This is a genomic window from Roseateles sp. 22389 (assembly GCF_052044995.1).
In the GTDB taxonomy this organism is placed as follows: domain Bacteria; phylum Pseudomonadota; class Gammaproteobacteria; order Burkholderiales; family Burkholderiaceae_C; genus Roseateles.
Genome location: NZ_JBQEOF010000017.1, coordinates 6,193 through 25,911, shown reverse-complemented (window position 1 = coordinate 25,911; position 19,719 = coordinate 6,193). Strand labels below are relative to the sequence as shown.

The window sequence follows — 19,719 nt, the reverse complement described above, 5'->3', positions numbered from 1 at the left end:
GGAGCAGCTGTGCAGGAGCAATTCAACGGTTGGTACGGCGGGATGGAGTTCGCCGAGAACGCAGAAGTTCGCGCGCAACGCTATGCAGCTATCCAGGCCGCATCGCGGAGCCCGTCTATGACGACGCTCGAGGTTTTGGTGCGGCTTGCGTTCCGCACAAAGATGCAGAACCTGTCCACGGAAGCCGGCCAAGTGCGCAACCAGCTCGCCGAGGCCGGACCAGCCCTGATGGACGAGGAAGCGGCGCTGCTGGCAGCAGTGACCCTGGCGATGATCTTGGAAGAGCAGGACGCAAAGGCGGGCAAGGCTGCAGCGCTGGTAACTGGCGCTTTCTGCGCAGGCCTGCGCACGTTGACGCAACCGATGGATTTAGTAGGCTTGGCCATCGCCACCCAGAACTATCTCGCGGAGACCGCGCGTCGGCGACCACCGCTCGAGCAGCAGAAACTGGTCAATCCTCAGCTCGATATCGCAGTGCACCTCGCCGCCCTTCAGGACGGCAACATCGCGACTGTCCGCGCAGCTATCGAGGCACTCGCCAGCGCGAGTCGCCAGACGCTGACGGCGATGGCCACCCGGCAGCGTGCCTTCGAGGCTGCAGTGCAGGGCTATGTCAAGGTTCAGGACGAGGAACTCGACATCCTTTGGTGGCTCCAAGGCGGGCGATGCACTCGTTTCGATCAGACCTTCGAGGAAGTTCGGTCTGAGTTCCGTCCCATCGTCATCGCAGTGGAACTGGCTGCCTTGACCAAGGTGCTTCCCGGCCCGACAGCATTGCCCTCCCTGCTGTCCCGTGCAGGCGTGGATGACGTCGTTCAGTTGTCCATTCCCGCGATGGTGCAAGGCTTCCCTCATGAATGGTTGGGGCGGGTCTTGCCGGAAGACAAGGCAGGGAAGGTGTCGGCTACCACCACGCCCATCCTAGAAGCCGTCCGGCGCAGGCAAGAAGTCAATGGTCAGGACACATGGGTCTCGGCATGGGCCACCGTGACCGGCGTTGAAGCGACGGCTTCGTTGCCTGCACGTACGCTGGCCGAGTTGCTCTACCGAGAACTGCTGCAGGTGTCCTTGGGATGACCACGATGGAAGATGTCGAAGAGGACTCCGGGCCACAGTGCGCGAACCCCGACTGCAAGATCGCGTCGGGCGGCCGTTGTCTCGAAGGCTTCCCTGAAGCTTCCGCCTGTCCCCACTTCGGCAAGGCATTGGTCATCGTTCCGGGTACAACTTCGACCCCTAAGTCGTCTGTCCCAGGCCTTCGCCTGCCGCACGCTCAATCGCTGTCCATCAGCGAAGCGACCTCGTTGCTGCGGCATGGTCCGTGCAACGTGGTTTCCCTGGTCGGGCCATTCGATTCCGGCAAGACCAGTCTGATCGCTGGCATCTATGACCTGCTGCAGCGCGGGCCTGTGGGCGGATACGCGTTCGCCGGCTCGTCCACGATGCATTCGTTCGAGCGCGCCTGCCACGATTCAAGGCGTGACTCCGAGCGCAGCGAGGCTCACATGGAGCGAACCGAGCGCGGAGAGGTTCTCTTCTTCCACGTTGATTTAGTTGGTGAAGGTTGCGATGCCAAGCGCGCAGCACTCTTCGGCAACCGCGCAGGCGAGGAATACACCATGGTGCAGGACGAGCCGGACCGCGCTAAGGCCTATCCCGAGCTGAAGCGCTCAGACGTGCTCACGGTACTCGTGGATGGGGCGAAACTGCTCAACGCCGGCGAGCGCCACCAAGTGCGCGCCGAAGTTCGCCTCACCCTGCGGGCGTTCGTCGAGGCTGGCGTCGCTCCGCCTTGGCAGCGCTTAGCCCTGGTGCTTACCAAGCTCGACGCGATCCGCAAGGACGAAGCGGGACGTGACGGCGCTTTAGGATACTTCGAGGCACTCGTGGCAAGGGTGCGGGAGGACTGCGCTTCCAACTTCGCTGAAATCCAGTCGTTCATCGTCGCCGCCTCGCCGAAGACCACTAATGCCCACCGCGGAGAGGGCATGCACGAACTGCTACGGTATTGGATGGCTGATCCCGCCAGGAATGTACCTGCGGCCATTGAGCAGCGAGAGGTGCTAAAGGAACGCGCCTTCGGAAGGCTTCCATTGCTGGCGACTGCGAGGGCAGGCACATGACCGTGCACGACATAGTTGTGCTGGGGCTTCCTGGCTCGGGAAAGACAACCTTCTTGGCCGCTCTGTGGCATCTGCTGACGTCCGATGAGGTCGAGACTCGCTTGAGCCTCGTATCGTTGAAGGCTGGCGAATCAGCGCATCTCAACGAGATCGCTGCATCGTGGCGTCGCGCCAAGGTCCAGGAGCGGACGCTGCATGCAGGCGACCGCACAGTGACCATGTCTCTGCGAAACGGCGCTGCTCCTGAGTTTCAGTTGTCGTTCCCCGACCTGGCGGGCGAGTCTTTCCAGCAGATGTGGGAAGCGCGCGAGTGTGCACCCGAGGTGGCGGCATCACTGCGCAGCGCCAACGTGTTGCTCTTTATCCATGCAGACAAGATCAAGGCGCCTGGCTGGATCGCGGACGACGCGGAAGATGCTGAGGCGGTAGGCCTTCCGCAGGAACCCGGCAAGCCTGTGCCATGGAATGCTCGAATGGCCCCCACGCAGGTCAAGGTCGTCGATCTCCTGCAATCGTTGCAGGCGCCACCGTTGGAAACAGGCGCACGCAGCGTTGCCATCGTCTTGTCCGCGTGGGATAGAGCTGCAGGCGCCGGGATGTCGCCGGATGATTATCTGACGGCGTACCTGCCCTTGCTTCGCCAGTACCTGTCCCACGGACTTGACAAAGCCTGGACGGTCAGGGTGTTCGGGGTTAGCGCCCAGGGCGGGGTTTACGACGAGACCGGGAAGCCTCCGAAGGAGGAGGCCCAGCGCATTCGCGAGATGGACGTCCCCTCCGAGCGCATTACAGTGGTCTCCGCCGAAGGGCAATCACACGACCTAACGGAACCGCTTCAGTGGTTGCTGGCCTGAGGCAGGTTGTGGGAATCATCGTCCATCAGGCACTTCACGGCTATTCAGAGGGCCACCGACAGTTTGCGTGCTCTGCAGAACTGACCCCGAACGACGCGCGCCTCGTCTTGGTGATGAGCGACGCGTCCGGGTCTGGCGTCACCGCGGAGGGCATCTCCTACCTGACGGGCTATCCACTGCCGGAATCTGGCTTATACGCGCTCGCCCGAACTTGGCCAGCGCCCGAGATGCCGAGACCAGGCTGCGTGTGGACGCATACGCTGTTCATTGAGTTCGCCGACTTGGCGACGCTGGATAGTCCGTCACAGCTCGCTTCGCTGTTCAAGGCACCTTCCATCGACACAGCCCGTGTCTACGGAGGCGCTCTTCACTTCACGAACGCATTAGCAAGCGGTTGGGCGCTGACGTCGAGCCAGGTGCCGGTGTTCGCACGGCTCGCGACTGCGTTGTACGAGCAGCCTCATGACCAAGTGTGGGCTCGCAGAGCCACCGATGCGCAGGTGGACGACGTGGTACTGCGCTTGTGGGACTTACAGTGGCCGCGGCTTAGGCGTTCTTTCCGGTTCTGTACGTTGACTACTCGTGACCGCTCGCAAGAAGGTGCGCTGTTCGACCTCCAATTTTGCGGCGAATCGGTCTCCCGATTGCGTTTTTCCCGGAGCACGGAGGGGGTTGAAGCGACTTCCATTTCCGCTGGACCCTGGCTTGCGCAACTCGTCGACTATGCTCGCCGTCCGGATGCCTCCGAATTCCGTGAGGTACTGAGGCTGCTGGGCACAGACGTTCTTGGTGGCCGCGAAGCCATGCGAGCCATTTGCGAGCTGCAGGCGACGCTTGCTCGGCGCGGGCCAACTGCCGTGGCCGATGCCATCGCATTGGTGACTGTCCCGGCCACACTGTCCGGGTCAAAGGCGGCGAAGGAGATGGTTGCGACCCGCGCCCTGTCCAGGGCTGATGTTCTCAACGATTCAGAGTTGCACTATGTCGTTGATAACCTGGACCTGGTCGCAGAAGGAGAACTCGTTGCCCACGGCTGGAAGCTGGCTGGGCACTTGCTCGAGGTGGCGCCGGGGACGCTCGTAGAACTAGTCGAAGATGAGCGCCCGGCCGTGCAAGCTGCGATGCGGGCGACGGTCAAGGAGCTGGACGCTGCCCTGCTTGTGGACAATATGATGCCGGGGACGAGCTGGTGGCCCCCGCTTTTATCCATCCGACCAGACCTTGCTGAAATGAGCGAGTTCTGGCGTCGAACCCAAGCAAGAGCATCTGATGTCCAGCAAGCCGGTGTCGAACTGCACGCCGGAAGCCAGCTTGCCGCTGCCGTTCAAGGACTACACAACGAAGTGTCCATTGAGTCAATCGTCCGGGCTTTTGGACCGGATGCGGTGCTCACTTGCATTCAGCAATTGATGTCCGAGGGAGGAGATGCCAAAGAGTTGCGGAAGTGGATCGCGGAGGCCTGCAGGCAACCCGATGCAGTCGCAGCCTTCCTGGCGCAAGCGCCCACGCTGAATCCGCGCTTGGTCGCTTGCATCGCGGCTGAACTTGCTCCAGATGTGGTGCCCAACGACTACGGCGTTGACCCTTGGCTAGTCGCGCTGACGGCTGTAAAGCAGCAAGCTGGTCAACTGCCCATCGAGTTGCTGGTCTACGGGTTTCAACGGGCAATGAGCTGGCGGTCCAGAAGCGTTGGACCGCTGCTGTGCCTGACCTTCGAATCACTGCACGGAGCTGCAACTGCGGGAGCACTAGCGTCATCGAATTGGCAACATCTGCGTGACAGCCTTCCGTGGGTCCGGACGGCAGATGCGTGGGATGTCGCGCTCAGACTCAGGCTCGGCCTGGTGAAGCGGTGTGTCGACACACCAGTTGCCCCTGAGGACTACGTGGCGCTGGCGTCGACGGATGGCCTCTTCTCAATGATCCTCGACGCCACCTGGGAGCATTGGGGCGGGAAGCGCTATCTCAAATGGGTTGAGGAGGTGATGGTGGAATCGGCCGACCCGAGGCAGAGGTCACGCAGTCGGGCTGTCAGGGCGTACGTCGAGAAGCACTCCAAGTGGTGGAAGTAGGCTTTCACAGCGTGATCCGGTCACGGTGTCTGGTGACGATGCCGTCAAGGCAGCGCGCCGGAGCATCGAAGAAATGTCCTTTCTACTCGTTGGTAAGCGTCTGGCGATGTCAGGTTGACACCCATGCACCTTGACTGGACTGCCGGGCCAGTACGGGCACTGCTCGGCCGCTGCCGCATCGCACACGGTCACCACGATGTTGATGCCACTGCGGGCCCCATGATGCAGTCGCGAACGCCGAGGCGGCCCAGACTACTCCAGCCAGTCGGAACCCCACGGTAGCGGCCCGGCTTTGGGAACTTGTTGGATCGCCCCACAGCTGACATTGTTCAGCGACGGCATTTGGCCGGCTCCGTGAGTTCGCGGCTACTCCAGGAAGCTGACATTCCGCAGAGCGCGGTGTGCCCCCCGCCCCTGGGTAGCTGGGCCAAGGCGTCTGCGCGCGCAGTCGAGAGCGCATCCTGTGTGGCCCTTAACTCGATGGGAGACCATCATGGGAACCACAGGCAATGCCGCTAATCGCGAGCCGTGGAACAAGGGCAAGATCGTCGGCCAGAAGGCGCCGTTCAAGCTCAAGGACATCTGGGCGCTGCGCGTGAGGCTCCAGATGGAGGGTCGGGTGCGAGAACTCGCTCTCTTCAACCTTGGCATCGACAGCAAGCTGCGGGGATGCGACCTCGTCGCACTCAAGGTTCGGGACGTGTGCCATGGCGATCAGGTGGCGTCGCGCGCCGTCGTCATGCAGCACAAGACGCAGCGCCCGGTGCAGTTCGAGATCACGCAGGCTGCCCGCGACGCCTTGCATGCGTGGATCAAGCTGGCCGGGCGGAAGCCAGAGGACTTCCTGTTCCCCAGCCGGCTGCACGACTCTCCGCATCTGGGGACCCGACAGTACGCCCGAATCCTCGGGCACTGGGTCGACGAGCTTGGCCTCGATCGCATCGAGTACGGGACGCACTCGATGCGTAGGACCAAGGCGACGCTGATCTACCGACGCACGAAGAACCTGCGCGCCGTGCAACTGCTGCTTGGGCACTCGAAGCTCGAGTCGACGGTGCGATACCTCGGCATCGAGGTCGATGATGCCCTCGAGATCTCTGAGCAGACGGAGATCTGACGTTGTCGCTGGCGGTCACCCTGGGCACTGCCGCCGGATGGCCGCCTTCAACGACAGCTATGTGGCGCACGGCCGAACAGGTAGTCCCGGCCAAGAGCGGGAATAGATCTGCATCTGCTCTGGCGATGTTCGTGCGAGCTAAGCTTCCGCCATGTCGCTGATGCCCGCCACCTCGTCCGGATGGATGAGTGACGCGTACGACGTCGAATTTTTCGACGTGCAGCTTCGCTTTGCGAAGAAGGTTGCGGAGCTCTCGGGCCGGTCCCTTGCTGAGACAGTCGGTTCCCACACGAACATCTACGTTCGACTCGCCATGGGACCACGGCTCGATGTAAGCAACGTCGAGTGGCGAAATTACCTCGCAGGCCTCATGGCGGCTCTCGATCCCGCAGCATGGACCCTGGCCGTTCACCTTCGACGGCTTCACCTTCATGCAGGGCCGACGCCCGCCATGACGGAGGGATGCTTTTCGTATGAGCTGGTCGCCGCCGATCGCGCAAGGCTCCACTTTCACGTCGCAGGTTTCGATTCGCCGTTGTCCGCAGAGAGTCAAGGGCAGCGTCTTCTCGACCTTGCAGCGCTGTTCGCGCACCTGAAGGTATCAACGAACGACAGCTTGCAGATCGTCGGCGCCTCCTGGCTCTACAACCTGGGCTGCTATCGGCGTCTCTTCCCGAAGCGGTATCTGGCGAGCCTGCAGGCCTTAAAAGAACATCCGTATCAGCGCATGCCGCTGTGGGGCCAACTTCTGACGCGCGATAGAACTATTCGAGCCGGAGCCGGAGGGCGCTTTCGCGCGGACGTCGCGAACGCGTCGAGTCTTACGGAGCTGGCTGCTTGCTTTCCATTGCCGGTCCTCGCCACAACGGCGCCTGCAAAGTGGTTCTACGATCATCTGGGGCTTTGAGTGGCTGTGCGGCCAAGAGCCGTCATCTGACTATCGCAGTTTCGGGATAGCTCCGCGGCCTCGGCAGCCGATGCCCTAGGTTGCCAGCAGCTCCGCGATGCGCCCGCGAACGTCGTCGTTGGGTTCGTCGCGCAGAGCCTGCGATAGCAGCGCCTGCGCGCTCTCGGGCCATTGCCGGCGGCCCCAGGCGGCCAGCACCCGCAGCGCCATGTTGCGGTTGCGAATGACTGGGCTGCGTAGGCCCGCCTCGACAAGTGGCCACCCCTGTCCCGGGAAGTCGCCAAGCGACTGCAGGATGAAGTCCAGCGCCGTGTGCTGCCGGTACTCGGGTCCGAGTCCAACGGCATCGGAAGGCCCGGTCGCGATCGCCCGCAGGTCGATTTGTGCCTGGGCCAGTGCAATGACCCGCCCTACGCGCGCAGGGTCGTCTGTTCGCATCAGGTCGAACCAATGCTCACCGTGCCCGTCGTGCTGCCGTACAAAGTACTTCTCCCACGTATCCAGCCCCATGCGCTCCGCGGCCTTGCTGGCCACCCAAAATGTGACGCGATCGTCGTCATCCAGGGCCGCGAGGGCCAGGCCCCGCCAATGCGGCGCGGACAGGATCGATGCGGCCGCGTCGCGCACGCTGCGTCGATGCTCGAGCGTCCATCCTTTGGCCTCCATTGGTGCCCAGGTCCGGTGCTCGTCGTCCACGAACTCGGCAATGTCGGACACGGCGAGGTAGCTGGTTAGCGGCGGAGCGTTGCGCGCGGCCTCGTGCTCGAGGTAGTGCCGCACGACCTGCGCACCATCGTCATAGTCGCCGATGTCCTGGGCTGGCCCGCCGCGCAGCAGAGCCTGGATCAGCTCGCCCGCGCCATCGAGCAGGGGCGCGTCGACGGTGTCGGCCTGTAGTGCGTGCAAGAGCCCGCCGCCGGTCGCGCACGCATAGGCGAGGTATTCGTACATGACCGAGTTCTTGTAGCCCTCCCGCAGCAGCCAGGCTTTGAGGTCGGGGCGGCTCGTTCCGGACAAGCGCTCGACGAGTTGGATGCGGCCCCAGCCATCCACGCGGCGAGCCAGGGACCACAGCGCTTCCTCCCGCTGCGGCTGCGGCAGCGTGTTGCTCAGCGCAACCGTGGCATACAGCGTGAACTCGTCGTGCAGACCCAGCCGCAGCAGCAGCGCGGTGTCCTGCGGCGGATGAATCAGTCCCAGGAGGGCGATGCCTACCTTGACCGGCGCGCGATCAGGGCTCTCACGCGCCAGCCACTGGGCGAAGGCGTGAAGCCGCGCGCTGTCCAACGCCCTCGAACCCCGCACAGCATCCAGCAGTGCATCGATCAGGCTCAGCACTTCGCCTTCGTTCACCAGGTCGTAGAAGTCCTTCACATGCTCCGGCGTGGGCGCGTTCGAGGCGGCTTCGAGCATGTGCAGCGCCTTCTCCACCGACGCCGTCTGCGAGGTCTGCACGTGGCGGCCCAACATGCCGTCCAGGGCGCCGGCGGCCCAACGCAGCTTCGAGCCGCTGCGGCTGACCAGCGCATCCTCGTCGGGGAGCGTTGAAGCGGCTTGTGGCAGGCGCCCATCGGGCTCCAGCGGGAAGCTCGCAAGATAGCCGAATAGGCTGGGCCGGTCATCGCCCCATGGCGCGGGGAAACCGTTCACCGTTGTCAGCGCCGAGGTCAACGTCGGGCGCCCGAGCAAGCGCTTCAACCACTCCACAGGTTCCTCCCTTTCTTGTGATCACGAGATTGTCGATCAGTGGGAGCTCGAGGCCTGCGGCGCAGACGCAACGCAGCTATCCGTCGAACTCGAGAAAGAACCGAATGACGGCTTTACGGCTTCCGCCTCGAACACGCCAATGTCGCAGTTGGGTCGGGCACGACCTCCCGGCGCCTCAGGAAGCAGTCACCAAGCTCGCGGTCCCCGACGTTGCCAGTCGGCTCGTCATCAGGAACGAGGACGAAGAGCCGATTCCTGAGTCAAGCAGTCGACCAGATATGGGGCTGCCGTGCATTGCTCTGGACTATCAGGAACTCGTTCAGTATTGCACCTTCTGCCTATCAGGGCCAGAGTTTCTCGGTGCCTACTTCCAAGTCTTCGACGTAGCGCTTGAGCGGAGGCAGTTTCCTCGGCTTCGATTCGGGGTCAACGATCGTCACGATGGTGAAGGGAACTTCCGGTTCGCGTGAGCATGCTCATAGCGGTGGTTCAGCCGCCCGGCAGTTCCGCGCCTCTTGCTTGCAGGCCCTTAATTGCGTATTCCAGTCAAACCCGCCACGTGTTCCGATCCAAACCCGCCACCAATTCCAGTTCAAACCCGCCAGTCGTTCCAGTCCAAACCCGCCACTGATTCCAACTCGTTGCCGCCACCTCGATGTGGTTGGCAAGTCGGGATGGAGCGATGCTGGCGGACTTGCCGAACTCCACGCTGATCACCTGTTTGGACAGGCGCACCGGCACGGCCAGCTATTCGCGCCACCGCTTGATGAAGGCCGACGGCGTACGGGCGTCACCCTTGAGTGAGCCGCCCTCCACGCTGCCGGAGCCCAAGTTCACCTGCGACCAAGCAGCCTGATCTGGGAACGATCGTGCTGGTTTATCTCTTCCAGTGTGGAGAAAAGCTCAGGCACGGCCGTGATGGAGCCGTCAATGATCTTGTGACAATGGATGGGCCCTTTGCGTCCGTGTTGTTCGATGTAGCTATAGGCCACGCGATGCGCCTGCATCACTTGATTCTGTATGGCTTGGCCCGCGTCTTTACTCGCAATCGCGCGTATGACGACAACAAGGTCGATGTCCTCTAGATAGATCACATCGCGATACTCGATAGTCTTTTCAGCAGGGATCTCGACCTTTTCGAAAAGTTTGTCGAGTTGAGCGCCGATCGGGCGCTTGAGTGTCCGTTCGTAGACCTCGTCAAGTATCTTCTTGGCGAACCATGTGCCAATGAAACCAACGACAACTCCTGCTATCTCTAGCCCTGCAAGCGCAGTTTGTTGCCTTCGCTCAAAGAGCGCCGGAATTTGTTCGAAGTAGTCGGGATCGTACAGCCAGTCGCCGTTCTCGAAGAACGGTTCAACTGTCTCCGCTTGAACTTCACCAGCGTGGCGCAACAAGTGCATTGAACCGTGAAAGCCGAATGTGTAGCGTGCGCTTGGCATGGGTATTGTTAGATCTAACGTCAAAGCTAAGCGGGCGGCAAAGCCGTCTGCTGGAGCGAAAGGTTATGACTCCAAGCGCGCAGGCCGAGGGCGGCTTCGACAAGACGGACTTCATCTACACCGCCAAGGGCGACGAGTGCCGATGTCCAGCGGGCGAGCGAGTCTCCCGGTGCAGAAGCACGGACGTAAGAGTACTATCCGTAGATAGCAGGATCGAAATTTGGCTGGTCAAGATCAAAGCCAAAATCTTTGCAGAGCGCCTTCATCTGCTCACGCTTTTCATCGCTCAGGCTTAGCTTTTCGTAGCTGCCATAGAACACGGCTTTGGCTACGGCTAGCAAAATATCCTTGCGACTGTGCGGGCGCTCGTGCACATATATGGGGAAGTGGTTGTCTGGAAACAACGCGGCTTCAAAAAGGTTGAATGCCGAACCGTCGCTGTGATTCGCGTAGAGCTCTCCACGCCCCTGAAGAAATCGCCATTGCGGATCCTCATAGGACGGATTGACGCCAACAACAGGGCACCCTTGGTAGACTAAGTCCGCAATCTTTTTGGAGATTGCGCTCGCGCCGTCGGTGCTTCGCAACGCAATGATGCCTGATAGACCTGGATTCCAGTTGTCTAACTGCGTTTTGCCAACACCGTGCCAAATAGGAAGTAGCCTCTTATTCTCTTCAATGTGTTGTCGGTGTAGAACGTCCAGTTCGTAGCTTGTCCATTTCTTAGAAATGTACGTCGGAGAGAGCAGTAGCAGCCCGTACTCTGAGGCTATAAGACCGGCATTGATTGAGTCGAGCAGCCTACTTCCAATCTTGAGCGCGATAGGTGCAAACCAAACTGACAAGCCGTACCACTTCAATCCGTTGGCTAACTCGCTGGCGAATTGCTCGTCCTCGGTAGCGTATGAAATAAATACGTGATACGGCTTACTCATGTGATGTCCTCCCGAAAATGGAAGCAGTCTAGCGAACGCGCGGTGAAGATCGTACCGGCCACCTAAGCTTCCGGTCTTGAATGACTCTGACCAGCCTGACCCCGTCTTCAGTCGATGGGCATCAAGCGAGGCGCCAACGCTACTGCCGGATCCAGTCGTTCGGCCCCGGCATTTGGATATGTTAGAGCTTTGTGTCCCCACTTTCGCTGCTCAGGGTGGCCCAGTTCACCGTTGACGTTGCCGAACATTGGTGTTCACGTTCGTCGAAATACGCATCGTCATCAATACAGTTCCCTTCGCATGAAGAAACTGCAGCGGATGCAGCGGATGCAGCGGATGCAGCGGATGCAGCGGATGCAGCGGATGCAGCGGATGCAGCGGATGCAGCGGATGCAGTCTGTGTCAGTACAGTTTAGCGAGCAATCCCTTGAGCCAATAGCTCGCCCGGTCGCGCGGCAGGCTCACCTACCGATCCAAGAAGTCTCGACGCGGGCAACCAAACGCCGAGATCGCGGATCGACGTTGCTTGGCGCGTCGATCTCCTCATATCCTTCAATGAGGAAGTCTTGACCAGCGTCATCCGTGTATAGGATCACCGGCCAGGCGCCGCGCTTGGCGCTCCAGACCGCGTTCACACGCCGGCAGCTCCAAGCACCCTCGCAGTCCCGCGGTGAGTAGCACTGCAGCTGGAAAAGTTTCTCGTGCGGGAACGTCTTGAGTCGACCCATCAGCTCGGCTCCAGTGGATGCGAAGACCTGCTCGACTCGACGATCTAACCCGGCACCCATGCCAAACCATGCGCATAGCCAAGGCCTGCTGGATCCCACCATGCCGAGGACCCGCCACAAGGCATGGGCCGATGCATCGCTGGCAATATTGGGCGGCGGCGAGATGCCTCGCCTCGAGACAAACATCATCGAAAGGCTCAGGAAGGCCGCGCAATGCGCACCGCCCTAGGGCACATGCAGCGACGGGTCGTTCACGGCCGTCCGACCAAGAAGATGGGACGGCCTCATACGGCACATATGCCGTCGGCTATTCTCTCGACGCCTCTTGAGAGATGGCAAGCTTCAAGTGATCTGAAGCATCGGCGCGCAGGCCAATAGATGCACTTTCCGGATATTCCATCTGGGAGATAGCGTGCTCGACAGCCATGCACAAGTCCCTGTACAGCCGCCCCAACGATGTCTTCCTCATGCTGCTGCGCGATGTGCGCATGTCCAAGCGGCTGCGTCAATCCGACCTGGCGATACGCCTGGGCCGGTCGCAGGCCATCGTGAGCCGAGTCGAATCGGGAGAGCGTCGGCTAGACATCACGGAGCTCGTCGTCTGGCTCGCCGCCATGGACACCGACATTGTCACTTTCGCCAAGCAACTGCACTCGAGTCTGGAGGGAGACATTGCAGGCACGGAGCGCCGACGACAGAAGCGGCTGCAGCAGGCTGGACGCCGTGGTCCGTGATTAGGTACGTGCCCGCCGCCGCGTCGGCCGATCTTCCAGCAGGGTTTCGGCCTGGGCAAGGAGCTCTGCGCCTGTCACATCCAGCGCTTTGGCGATGCGTAGCAGCAGCCCAACCGTGGGCTGTCGCTCGCCGCGCTCGAGCTTGCCGTAGTACGACCGGTCCACCCCAGCGTGCAGGGCGAATCCGTCCTGGGAGAACTCGCGAGCCTCCCGAACGATTCGGATGACGGTGCCGACGGCGCGCGCGACCTCAGGCTCGAACGAGGTCGAGCGCTTGGGTTTGGCTGCTGGAGCGACGGCATTCTTGGACACGGCGCGGAGGATCTCCGCCCTGATCCGCCCAGGCCACGGCATATAAGCCGTATTTGTCGCTTGCTCTGAGGCCACCTAGGCACTGCTGAATCTTTCAGCCGCAACCAAGCTTCTTAGTTGCAACCTAGAACCCCTTCTTGTCCGACGCGCGATCCGCCGCCCGGACCTTATGCTGGATGCAATTCCTCTTTCTCAACGAGCGCTTTGCCCCCCAAGTCTCGCAGCAACCAGAGGTTGACCTCCATCATTGGCGCATGTTCCGCGCACCCAGCGGTGACACGCGCCTGAGTGCCGAAATCAAGCCAGGCACCATGCGCATTACGACACCTGTGGTCGCGGTCGATATTCCCAAGGCTTGCTGTATCACGTCGTCTGGCAGGCGATATCGGTTGTGCTGTCCGCCGGAGGATGGGGAGTTGCTGCGCGCCTTGATCCAAGCCAACGCCGAGCGCAGCGGCCTGGTCGATGCGGCCGACGTGAGCGATACCATCTGGAGCGAGATCACTGCCCGCGCCAGTACCGTATAGCGCCTGCTTCAGGACATGCGTTGACTCGGGCTGCGGATCGCCTAGCCCCCCCCCCCCCAAGGCCTTCACGTCCGGTCCCCTGTTGCGATCAGGGCTTCAACCGTTCGGCAGATCCGGTTCAACGTAATACCTTGCCTTGGTATTGCAAAACGGTTCCGGCCGACTGGTCAGCGCGCGAATCGGATCCGTGACCACTGATGATGGAAGCGGCGCGCCGGAAACCAGGCCGTAGCTGCCGGCCCATGCGTATCCGGCAGGCGTGATGTTATAGACGTGTCGTTCCGCGGGAGAAAATTCCTTGTCGTCCGATTCTCGAATATTGTGCTGAATGACTTCGACTAGACTGCCGCCGGCTATTCGAGTCAGCGCATAAGTAAAGCGCAGTTTGCCACCAATTAAATCCACGGTCTGCATACCCATCGCGTCGAGGACACTGACCTCCAAGCTGCCATACCTCCCAATCTGGGAGCACTTTATTGTCTGACTCAAGAAATCGGCAACCACAGCATCGTCAGCACGATAGGTGATCCTGCCCTCGAAGTCACTGTAAATGGCCGCCAGCCGGATGCGAGCCAGCTTGGAGCCACTTTTTCGGGCTTCACGGAAAAGAGATTGAGCCCTTCTCCTATCCTGCTTGACGCCGAGTCCCTGCTCATGAAGCCGACCAAGCCAGTACATCGCGTCTTGGTCTCCACGCTTAGCCAACTTGACATAAGCAGCAGCGGCTGTCGCGTAGTCCATAGCCTTGAATGCGGGCGTCGCCTTAGCCCATAAATCTTCATCGGTTTCCTGGGCCATGGCCGAGCCACAGAGAATGATGGCGAAAGTCCCAACGAATCTCCTGATCATGTTCATTTCTTCGAACTTGTAGTGTTCGCCTGCGAGGAACGCCGAGTTGTGTCGCTTCGATCAAATCCCATCACTTTGAGTTGGTCCCTATGCCTCTTACCCATCGCCACGGGGCCCAGAAAAGCCGATTGATGAACCACATGGCACCGAGCCACAGGGCGGTGGTAATGGCCGACCCCAGCGCTTGTTTCCAAGCCGGAGCGTCCGACATTCCAATGATCAACAAGGAGTTCACGAAGGCGAAAGCCAACGTGAGCGCATAGACCCAGGCCGCGGCAGGGACCAGCCGATCTGGGACGAGTCTTGCAGCATCGCGCGTGATGCGGAGTTGTCCCGAGCGCCGCAGCCAACGACATTCGGCGTCGGTCAGGCCGTGCTGGCGCTTCAATGCGATCATTTGCTCGCGAGCAGATTGAGGCACATCGACGCCGAATCGGTAATAGAACAGTCGCTCGTTGTCGATTGCTTCTTCATCAAGCTGATCCGATGGCATCGTGGCTAGGTAGACCTTGATCGAATCAGGAACCCTGCCTTCGTAATAGTCACGGCCGGCTATTCGACTACGAGGGCCCAGATTTAGCTGGAGCGCACCAACCTCCTGCCCACTGTCACTCATCGCTTGCGCCCGCCACGATGATCATGGAAGTCTCGGCCGGCAACTCGTTGCCCCTTCCCAGAGTTCAACTGGACGATGGACGCGCGGTCACCGACGCCGGTCAGGGCGGCTAGAGGATCCATGGGTTTCCGGGTTTCGAAGTGGGCAACGGCCGCCGCCAACAAGTTTCGGCGCTGCGAAACCGGGTCGGTGGCCCATTGATGGCCGTTGTACAGCTCGACGGCGAAGTCCAGATCACCATCGTCCGGAGAGACACGATCCAGCAACTCCCTGAAAGCTGGCTCTTCCGTCGCTGCGGCGAGTTGACCTTCCCTGATCAGGAGAAGTAGGGCCTTGGCGATCGGGTTTTGATCGATGACCGCCGATCGGGCAACAGAGATCTGCAGCCGGATCGCTCGGAATAGATCGTGGCGAATGCCGGCGCCTCCGATCATTGTTCCCTCGCCCGATAGGAGCCAATCTACCGAGACCCCAAAGGCCTCGCGTAGACCCATGAGCATTTCCAAGCCGGGCCGCTTGATGCCTCGCAGGACATCGCTCACGAAGCCCGCAGAGACGCCGACTCGCCTAGCCAACTCTGCTTGGCTTACGCCCGCGTAAGCCACCACCTGCGCCAAGCGCGCCGGCAGTGACCCCAGGGGCCCCGGCACGTCTTGCGCTGACGATCTCTTCTGCGTATATTCTGTTTCCATAGAGAACGACAATCTACCGATTGCGTTCAATCTACATCCAACTGACGAGATTGTCACCATGGACGGGATAGACATCGCCTACAGGCTCAAGCGGCTGGGCGTCAGTCAGTCGGACATTGCTCGAGATCTTGGGGTTTCGGCCAGCGCGGTAGGCAACGTCATCCACGATCGCAGTTCATCGTTCGAGGTGGCAAACCATGTGGCGAGGCTGTTGGGGACGACCCCCGGCGAGCTCTGGCCCCAGCGCTATACGTTCCGTCCACGTGGACGGGCAACACGGCGACAGGAGGATGCTGTGGGAGGGAACGCCGTGCCTGTGGACTGACGTATCACAGGCGCCCAAACGCAAGCGGCCCGCAGTGAAAACTGCGGGCCGCCTACGGGAGTGACTCCAGTGAAGTGGGGACTTCAGACTGGATTCTCTGATCCGTCGTTTGGACTGTCAAGGTCGAGCCGAGGGCTGTAGCTGGCGGGTGGGCTTGCCCGTGTCTCGGTATCCAAAGCGGCGCATGGCCGCTGAAGAACGATGGTCAATCGGAGAATACACGTGCGCAAGATCCGGGAGGTCCTGCGGCTGTCTCACAGCCTGCTATTGAGCCGCCGTGCGGTTGCAGCGAGCTTGGACATCTCGCGCGACGCGGTTGGAGACTACCTTCTGCGAGCTGCGAACGCGCGGCTCACATGGCCGCTGCCAGAGGATATCAACGACGAGCAGCTTGAACGCTTGCTGTACCCCGTCGAACCAACGACGCGCGCCCGACGGCCAGAGCCCAACTGGGCCGACATCCACCGAGAGATGCAACTGCCCGGGGCAACGCTCCAGCAGTTGCACTCCGAATACCTGCGGGACCACCCTGATGGGATGCAGCGCAGCAACTTCTGCGCGCTGTACAGGAAGTGGTGCCGCGGCTTGAAGAGCTACCTGCGGCAATCCCACCAAGCAGGAGACAAGGTGTTTGTGGACTATGCCGGACCAACGGTAGCCATACATGACGCGGCGTCCGGCAGCGTTCAGCGGGCTCAGATCTTCGTCGGGGTCCTCGGCGCATCAAACTATTGCTACGCTGAAGCGCACTGGTCTCAAAAGCTGCCAGACTGGATCGCCGCGCATGTGCGGATGCTGGAGTTCTTTGGAGGCGTGCCCAATGCCATCGTCTGCGACAACTTGAAGTCGGGGGTAACGCGGCCGAGTCTCACGGAGCCGTTGATTAACGATAGCTACCAGAACTTCGCGCAGCACTACGGCACCACGATCTTGCCGGCACGGTCTAGACATCCCAAGGACAAGTCCAAGGTTGAGGGGCATGTCTTGATCGTCGAACGCTGGATCCTGTTCCGCCTGCGCCGACGGGTGTTCACTAGCCTTTCCGAACTCAACGACGCGATTCGTGAGTTGCTTGTCGACTTGAATGGCAGGCCGTTCCAGAAGTTGCCCGGCAGCCGGGCAAGCGCGTTTGCCAGCCTTGATCGGCCGCATCTTCGCAGCCTGCCGGCAACGCCGTACGAGTATGTCGAGTTTCGCCGCGCTAGGGTCGGGATGGACAAGATGGTGACCGTGGCCGGTCGCCTCTATTCGGTACCGGCAAAGTTTGTGTCGCAGGTCGTCGACGTTCGCGTGACCGCTGGCGCTGTGGAGGTGCTTTTTGGTGGGCGCCGCGTGGCGAGCCATGCCCAGACGCCAGGCATCGAACCGGTTATCGATCCTGCGCACCTCACCCCGGCTGAGCACGCATACGGTTTGTGGTCGCCGGATCGGGAACTGCAATGGGCGGCAGAAATCGGCCCACAGACCACGTCCTTCGTGGAGCAACGCCTCACCGCGAGCGGCGGCAAGACGGCCGGATATCGACTGGGCCTTGGAATGCGCAAGCTGAGCGCAGAGTTCGGCACTGACCGTCTTGAGGCCGCCTGTGCAAAGGCAATCAGCAACGGCGCCACCTCCGTCTCGAGCCTGCGGGCGATCCTGGTGCATCGGCTGGACACCTTTGATGGGAGCGTCACTGAAGCCAACTTTGTGCACGAGAACCTTCGTGGTCCCGAGCACTACCACTGAAGTCAACTGGGGACCAAGGAACTCACTAGATGATGACGAACGAGACGATCCGCAAGCTCAACGAGCTCAAGCTCTTCGGTATGGCGCATGCCTTTTCGCATCAGACCGAATCTGCAACAACGGGCCACCTGAGTTTCGAGGAGCGAGTCGGCCTGTTGGTCGACCATGAGGTGACCTACCGCGACGACAAACGGCTGCGCCGACTGCTGGCCAACGCCAAACTCCGCGAGCCAGCGTGCATAGAGGATCTGGACTACGAGGCCAAGCGCGGACTCGATCGCTCGACGATGGCATCTCTGGCCTTGTGCAACTGGATCAGGCACGGCGTCAACGTAGTCATCACCGGAGCCACCGGCTTAGGCAAGACCTGGATCGCCTGCGCTTTGGGGAATCAGGCATGTCGACACGGTATGACGGTAAAGTTTGAGCGGGTGCCCCTGCTCTTGGAAGAATTGGCGATCACGCATGCGGACGGGACGTTCCGGAAGCGAATTGCTGCCATTAGCAAGTTGGACCTCTTGATCCTTGACGATCTTGGTATCAACACGTTGACTCCAGAGCGTCGGTCGGATCTTCTGGAAGTCATCGAAAGCCGATCCGGCAACAAGGCCACGGTGGTGACCAGCCAACTGCCCGTGAAGCGATGGCATGACTATCTTGCAGATGGCAATCCAACAGTCGCAGACGCGATCATGGATCGGCTCGTCAGCAACGTTCACCGCATTGAGCTAGCTGGTGAATCACTGCGGACCAAGCGGCGACAGCAGACGGGTCGCGCATAACAGTCGACGAAGGCGCTTCCGAGCGGTCGGCGGGAACGGGGAGCCGAGCCGGTAGGCGAACCGATGCCCCGTGTCCTTGGTCACTATGGCCGCCCCTCTGCCTTCCGGACAATTAAACCGGCTTAAAGGGAGAAGAGACTATGAGCGGCGCTGCTTTGGCGGGTACCTTCTATACCGTAGGTTACGCGCAGGAACTTGCTCGTTCCATGGACCAAAATCAGGCGGACGTGCTGATCTTGTCCATCGACGAGTACATCGGCATCCTGCACGACAAGTCCAAGGGGAACTCCAAGCTGCGGGAGTCGCTAAGTCAAATCCTGGACAAGACCACCTTCGGGCAGTACTGGCGAAAAACGCTGTACCCCAACATCAATGAAGCGTGGGTCACCCCAACCGCGCAGAGTGCGCTTGACGCTTTTGCAGTCACCAAGACTTTCACGGCCCTGGGCATTGCTGGTATCACCAGCTACGTGAAGACCACGCCGAAGGGCACGTACATCATCCTGAAAGGCTTCCCTGCCCATAGGAGCCCTCTCCTTGCTGGAACGCGATACCTGGCATCAAACCCGGCTGTTATGAGGTTCGGGCTAGGCATGAAGGGGTTGCGAGGGATGGTGAAGGGTGGCTTCGTGCTGGGCATCGTGGTTTCGTCCACGATCGAGGTGACGGATTTTCTCTTCAAGGACGAGAAAACCATGGCCGACCTCGTTGGTAGCATCGGCGTCGAGGCGGTGAAGGGTGGACTCGGGGCACTCGCCGGTTACGCCGCCGCGGCAGCTGTGGGTGTCGCCACGACAGCGGTGGTCGCTCCGTTGGTGACTATGGTGCTTGTGGGATTCGTGGCTGCCACTTACATCAACTATCTCGACAACAAGTACGACGTCAAAAGCCGGGTCATCGAGGCCCTGAAAATGATTCCTGAGAAGACAGCGAACGGGGTCTACCAGATCAACCAGACGAGCGCCTCCTGGATGTCGGATCTGCGTGACGCCATCGCTGGCAAGTTGCGGGAGAAGAGCAATCAGATCGGGCGCGAGATGATGGACTGGATGTGCCCAGTCTGCAGGAGATACTGAAGTGAGCAGCACGGTGATCGCCGAAGACGTCAAGCAAGCCCGCAAAGTACTTCTTCTGTTCGTTCCCGTCGCAGTGCTGCTGCTCGCAGGCCTTGGCCTGGAGTTCATACCGCAGTGGTTCGCCACGATGAACGACCTCATCGCCCGAGCACCGGTCATCCGCATCGGTTGGGCAGATCCGTTGGCGCTTGTC

Annotated in this window: 21 protein-coding genes and 1 pseudogene; 14 read left to right on the top strand and 8 right to left on the bottom strand. The window is 60.8% G+C overall.

Annotated elements, in window-relative coordinates:
- The first annotated feature begins 9 nt into the window (after positions 1–9).
- The 4 genes from ACTJKJ_RS20435 to ACTJKJ_RS20420 are packed head-to-tail and all read left to right on the top strand — an operon-like array spanning position 10 to position 5,049.
- A complete protein-coding gene (locus ACTJKJ_RS20435; RefSeq protein ID WP_440821624.1) occupies positions 10–1,077 on the top strand; it encodes a GTPase-associated system all-helical protein GASH in 1,068 nt (355 codons plus the stop codon).
- Entirely contained in the window at positions 1,074–2,123 is a 1,050-nt protein-coding gene (locus ACTJKJ_RS20430; protein WP_440821622.1) for a TRAFAC clade GTPase domain-containing protein, read from the top strand. The genes ACTJKJ_RS20435 and ACTJKJ_RS20430 overlap by 4 nt, the downstream gene beginning before the upstream one ends.
- A complete protein-coding gene (locus ACTJKJ_RS20425; RefSeq protein WP_440821620.1) occupies positions 2,120–2,977 on the top strand; it encodes a TRAFAC clade GTPase domain-containing protein in 858 nt (285 codons plus the stop codon). The genes ACTJKJ_RS20430 and ACTJKJ_RS20425 overlap by 4 nt, the downstream gene beginning before the upstream one ends.
- An 8-nt stretch (positions 2,978–2,985) precedes the next feature.
- Complete coding sequence (locus ACTJKJ_RS20420; RefSeq protein WP_440821618.1) at positions 2,986–5,049, top strand: GAP1-N1 domain-containing protein; 2,064 nt, start codon at positions 2,986–2,988, stop codon at positions 5,047–5,049.
- A gap of 123 nt (positions 5,050–5,172) precedes the next feature.
- On the opposite strand, the pseudogene ACTJKJ_RS20415 reads toward ACTJKJ_RS20420, so the two are convergent.
- Positions 5,173–5,253 (bottom strand): annotated as a pseudogene (locus tag ACTJKJ_RS20415) (arsenate reductase ArsC); the annotation flags it as partial.
- A gap of 289 nt (positions 5,254–5,542) precedes the next feature.
- Between ACTJKJ_RS20415 and ACTJKJ_RS20410 the strand changes: the two are divergent.
- Both ACTJKJ_RS20410 and ACTJKJ_RS20405 read left to right on the top strand, forming a co-directional pair.
- A complete protein-coding gene (locus tag ACTJKJ_RS20410) occupies positions 5,543–6,166 on the top strand; it encodes a tyrosine-type recombinase/integrase (protein WP_440821616.1) in 624 nt (207 codons plus the stop codon).
- 151 nt (positions 6,167–6,317) lie between these two features.
- Positions 6,318–7,073: a hypothetical protein gene (locus ACTJKJ_RS20405; protein ID WP_440821614.1), complete on the top strand. Its 756-nt coding sequence runs from the start codon at positions 6,318–6,320 to the stop codon at positions 7,071–7,073.
- A gap of 75 nt (positions 7,074–7,148) precedes the next feature.
- Here ACTJKJ_RS20405 and ACTJKJ_RS20400 read toward each other — a convergent pair whose 3' ends face one another.
- From ACTJKJ_RS20400 to ACTJKJ_RS20390, 3 genes are all read right to left on the bottom strand, one after another.
- Positions 7,149–8,771 (bottom strand): hypothetical protein, encoded by a 1,623-nt coding sequence (locus tag ACTJKJ_RS20400; RefSeq protein WP_440821612.1) that lies wholly within the window; start codon positions 8,769–8,771, stop codon positions 7,149–7,151.
- Between the two features lie 842 nt (positions 8,772–9,613).
- Positions 9,614–10,222, bottom strand: a complete 609-nt coding sequence (locus ACTJKJ_RS20395; protein WP_440821610.1) for a hypothetical protein — start codon at positions 10,220–10,222, stop codon at positions 9,614–9,616.
- A gap of 194 nt (positions 10,223–10,416) precedes the next feature.
- Positions 10,417–11,157, bottom strand: a complete 741-nt coding sequence (locus ACTJKJ_RS20390) for a toll/interleukin-1 receptor domain-containing protein (RefSeq protein WP_440821608.1) — start codon at positions 11,155–11,157, stop codon at positions 10,417–10,419.
- Positions 11,158–11,457: 300 nt separating this feature from the next.
- Between ACTJKJ_RS20390 and ACTJKJ_RS20385 the strand changes: the two genes are divergently transcribed.
- Both ACTJKJ_RS20385 and ACTJKJ_RS20380 read left to right on the top strand, forming a co-directional pair.
- Positions 11,458–11,727: a hypothetical protein gene (locus ACTJKJ_RS20385; protein WP_440821606.1), complete on the top strand. Its 270-nt coding sequence runs from the start codon at positions 11,458–11,460 to the stop codon at positions 11,725–11,727.
- 583 nt (positions 11,728–12,310) lie between these two features.
- Positions 12,311–12,619 carry a helix-turn-helix domain-containing protein gene (locus ACTJKJ_RS20380; protein WP_440821604.1) on the top strand — a complete coding sequence of 103 codons (309 nt, stop codon included), beginning with the start codon at positions 12,311–12,313 and terminating at the stop codon, positions 12,617–12,619.
- Here the strand turns inward: ACTJKJ_RS20380 and ACTJKJ_RS20375 are convergent, their stop codons facing one another.
- The gene (locus ACTJKJ_RS20375; RefSeq protein ID WP_440821602.1) at positions 12,620–12,931 is read right to left on the bottom strand and encodes a helix-turn-helix domain-containing protein; all 312 of its coding nucleotides are present in this window, start codon (positions 12,929–12,931) and stop codon (positions 12,620–12,622) included.
- 176 nt (positions 12,932–13,107) lie between these two features.
- Between ACTJKJ_RS20375 and ACTJKJ_RS20370 the strand changes: the two genes are divergently transcribed.
- Positions 13,108–13,458 (top strand): hypothetical protein, encoded by a 351-nt coding sequence (locus tag ACTJKJ_RS20370; RefSeq protein WP_440821600.1) that lies wholly within the window; start codon positions 13,108–13,110, stop codon positions 13,456–13,458.
- Positions 13,459–13,554: 96 nt separating this feature from the next.
- Here the strand turns inward: ACTJKJ_RS20370 and ACTJKJ_RS20365 are convergent, their stop codons facing one another.
- The 3 genes from ACTJKJ_RS20365 to ACTJKJ_RS20355 all read right to left on the bottom strand — a co-directional run bounded on the left by ACTJKJ_RS20365 (position 13,555) and on the right by ACTJKJ_RS20355 (position 15,645).
- Entirely contained in the window at positions 13,555–14,313 is a 759-nt protein-coding gene (locus tag ACTJKJ_RS20365; protein WP_440821598.1) for a tetratricopeptide repeat protein, read from the bottom strand.
- Between the two features lie 64 nt (positions 14,314–14,377).
- Positions 14,378–14,923: a hypothetical protein gene (locus ACTJKJ_RS20360; RefSeq protein ID WP_440821596.1), complete on the bottom strand. Its 546-nt coding sequence runs from the start codon at positions 14,921–14,923 to the stop codon at positions 14,378–14,380.
- Entirely contained in the window at positions 14,920–15,645 is a 726-nt protein-coding gene (locus tag ACTJKJ_RS20355) for a helix-turn-helix domain-containing protein (RefSeq protein WP_440821594.1), read from the bottom strand. Before ACTJKJ_RS20355 ends, ACTJKJ_RS20360 begins: the two co-directional genes overlap by 4 nt.
- A gap of 28 nt (positions 15,646–15,673) precedes the next feature.
- Here ACTJKJ_RS20355 and ACTJKJ_RS20350 point away from each other — a divergent pair, with 28 nt between their 5' ends.
- From ACTJKJ_RS20350 to ACTJKJ_RS20330, 5 genes are all read left to right on the top strand, one after another.
- On the top strand, positions 15,674–15,940 hold the full coding sequence (locus tag ACTJKJ_RS20350) for a helix-turn-helix domain-containing protein (protein ID WP_440821592.1): 267 nt from the start codon (positions 15,674–15,676) through the stop codon (positions 15,938–15,940).
- Between the two features lie 222 nt (positions 15,941–16,162).
- Positions 16,163–17,668: an IS21 family transposase gene (istA, locus tag ACTJKJ_RS20345; protein ID WP_440821590.1), complete on the top strand. Its 1,506-nt coding sequence runs from the start codon at positions 16,163–16,165 to the stop codon at positions 17,666–17,668.
- Positions 17,669–17,697: 29 nt separating this feature from the next.
- Positions 17,698–18,450 (top strand): IS21-like element helper ATPase IstB, encoded by a 753-nt coding sequence (gene istB, locus ACTJKJ_RS20340; protein WP_440821588.1) that lies wholly within the window; start codon positions 17,698–17,700, stop codon positions 18,448–18,450.
- Between the two features lie 140 nt (positions 18,451–18,590).
- Entirely contained in the window at positions 18,591–19,526 is a 936-nt protein-coding gene (locus ACTJKJ_RS20335; RefSeq protein WP_440821586.1) for a hypothetical protein, read from the top strand.
- A gap of 1 nt (position 19,527) precedes the next feature.
- On the top strand, positions 19,528–19,719 hold a 192-nt coding region (locus tag ACTJKJ_RS20330; protein WP_440821584.1), incomplete at its 3' end, for a hypothetical protein.

Bases quoted from the DNA above. Each gene is read 5' to 3' on its own strand.
- ACTJKJ_RS20350 (WP_440821592.1), top strand. From the start codon at position 15,674: ATGGACGGGATAGACATCGCCTACAGGCTCAAGCGGCTGGGCGTCAGT.
- ACTJKJ_RS20385 (WP_440821606.1), top strand. From the start codon at position 11,458: ATGAAGAAACTGCAGCGGATGCAGCGGATGCAGCGGATGCAGCGGATG.
- ACTJKJ_RS20335 (WP_440821586.1), top strand. From the start codon at position 18,591: ATGAGCGGCGCTGCTTTGGCGGGTACCTTCTATACCGTAGGTTACGCG.
- ACTJKJ_RS20360 (WP_440821596.1), bottom strand. From the start codon at position 14,923: ATGAGTGACAGTGGGCAGGAGGTTGGTGCGCTCCAGCTAAATCTGGGC.
- ACTJKJ_RS20410 (WP_440821616.1), top strand. From the start codon at position 5,543: ATGGGAACCACAGGCAATGCCGCTAATCGCGAGCCGTGGAACAAGGGC.
- ACTJKJ_RS20430 (WP_440821622.1), top strand. From the start codon at position 1,074: ATGACCACGATGGAAGATGTCGAAGAGGACTCCGGGCCACAGTGCGCG.
- ACTJKJ_RS20405 (WP_440821614.1), top strand. From the start codon at position 6,318: ATGTCGCTGATGCCCGCCACCTCGTCCGGATGGATGAGTGACGCGTAC.
- ACTJKJ_RS20425 (WP_440821620.1), top strand. From the start codon at position 2,120: ATGACCGTGCACGACATAGTTGTGCTGGGGCTTCCTGGCTCGGGAAAG.
- ACTJKJ_RS20395 (WP_440821610.1), bottom strand. From the start codon at position 10,222: ATGCCAAGCGCACGCTACACATTCGGCTTTCACGGTTCAATGCACTTG.
- ACTJKJ_RS20390 (WP_440821608.1), bottom strand. From the start codon at position 11,157: ATGAGTAAGCCGTATCACGTATTTATTTCATACGCTACCGAGGACGAG.
- ACTJKJ_RS20365 (WP_440821598.1), bottom strand. From the start codon at position 14,313: ATGAACATGATCAGGAGATTCGTTGGGACTTTCGCCATCATTCTCTGT.
- ACTJKJ_RS20370 (WP_440821600.1), top strand. From the start codon at position 13,108: ATGCAATTCCTCTTTCTCAACGAGCGCTTTGCCCCCCAAGTCTCGCAG.
- ACTJKJ_RS20380 (WP_440821604.1), top strand. From the start codon at position 12,311: ATGCACAAGTCCCTGTACAGCCGCCCCAACGATGTCTTCCTCATGCTG.
- istB (WP_440821588.1), top strand. From the start codon at position 17,698: ATGATGACGAACGAGACGATCCGCAAGCTCAACGAGCTCAAGCTCTTC.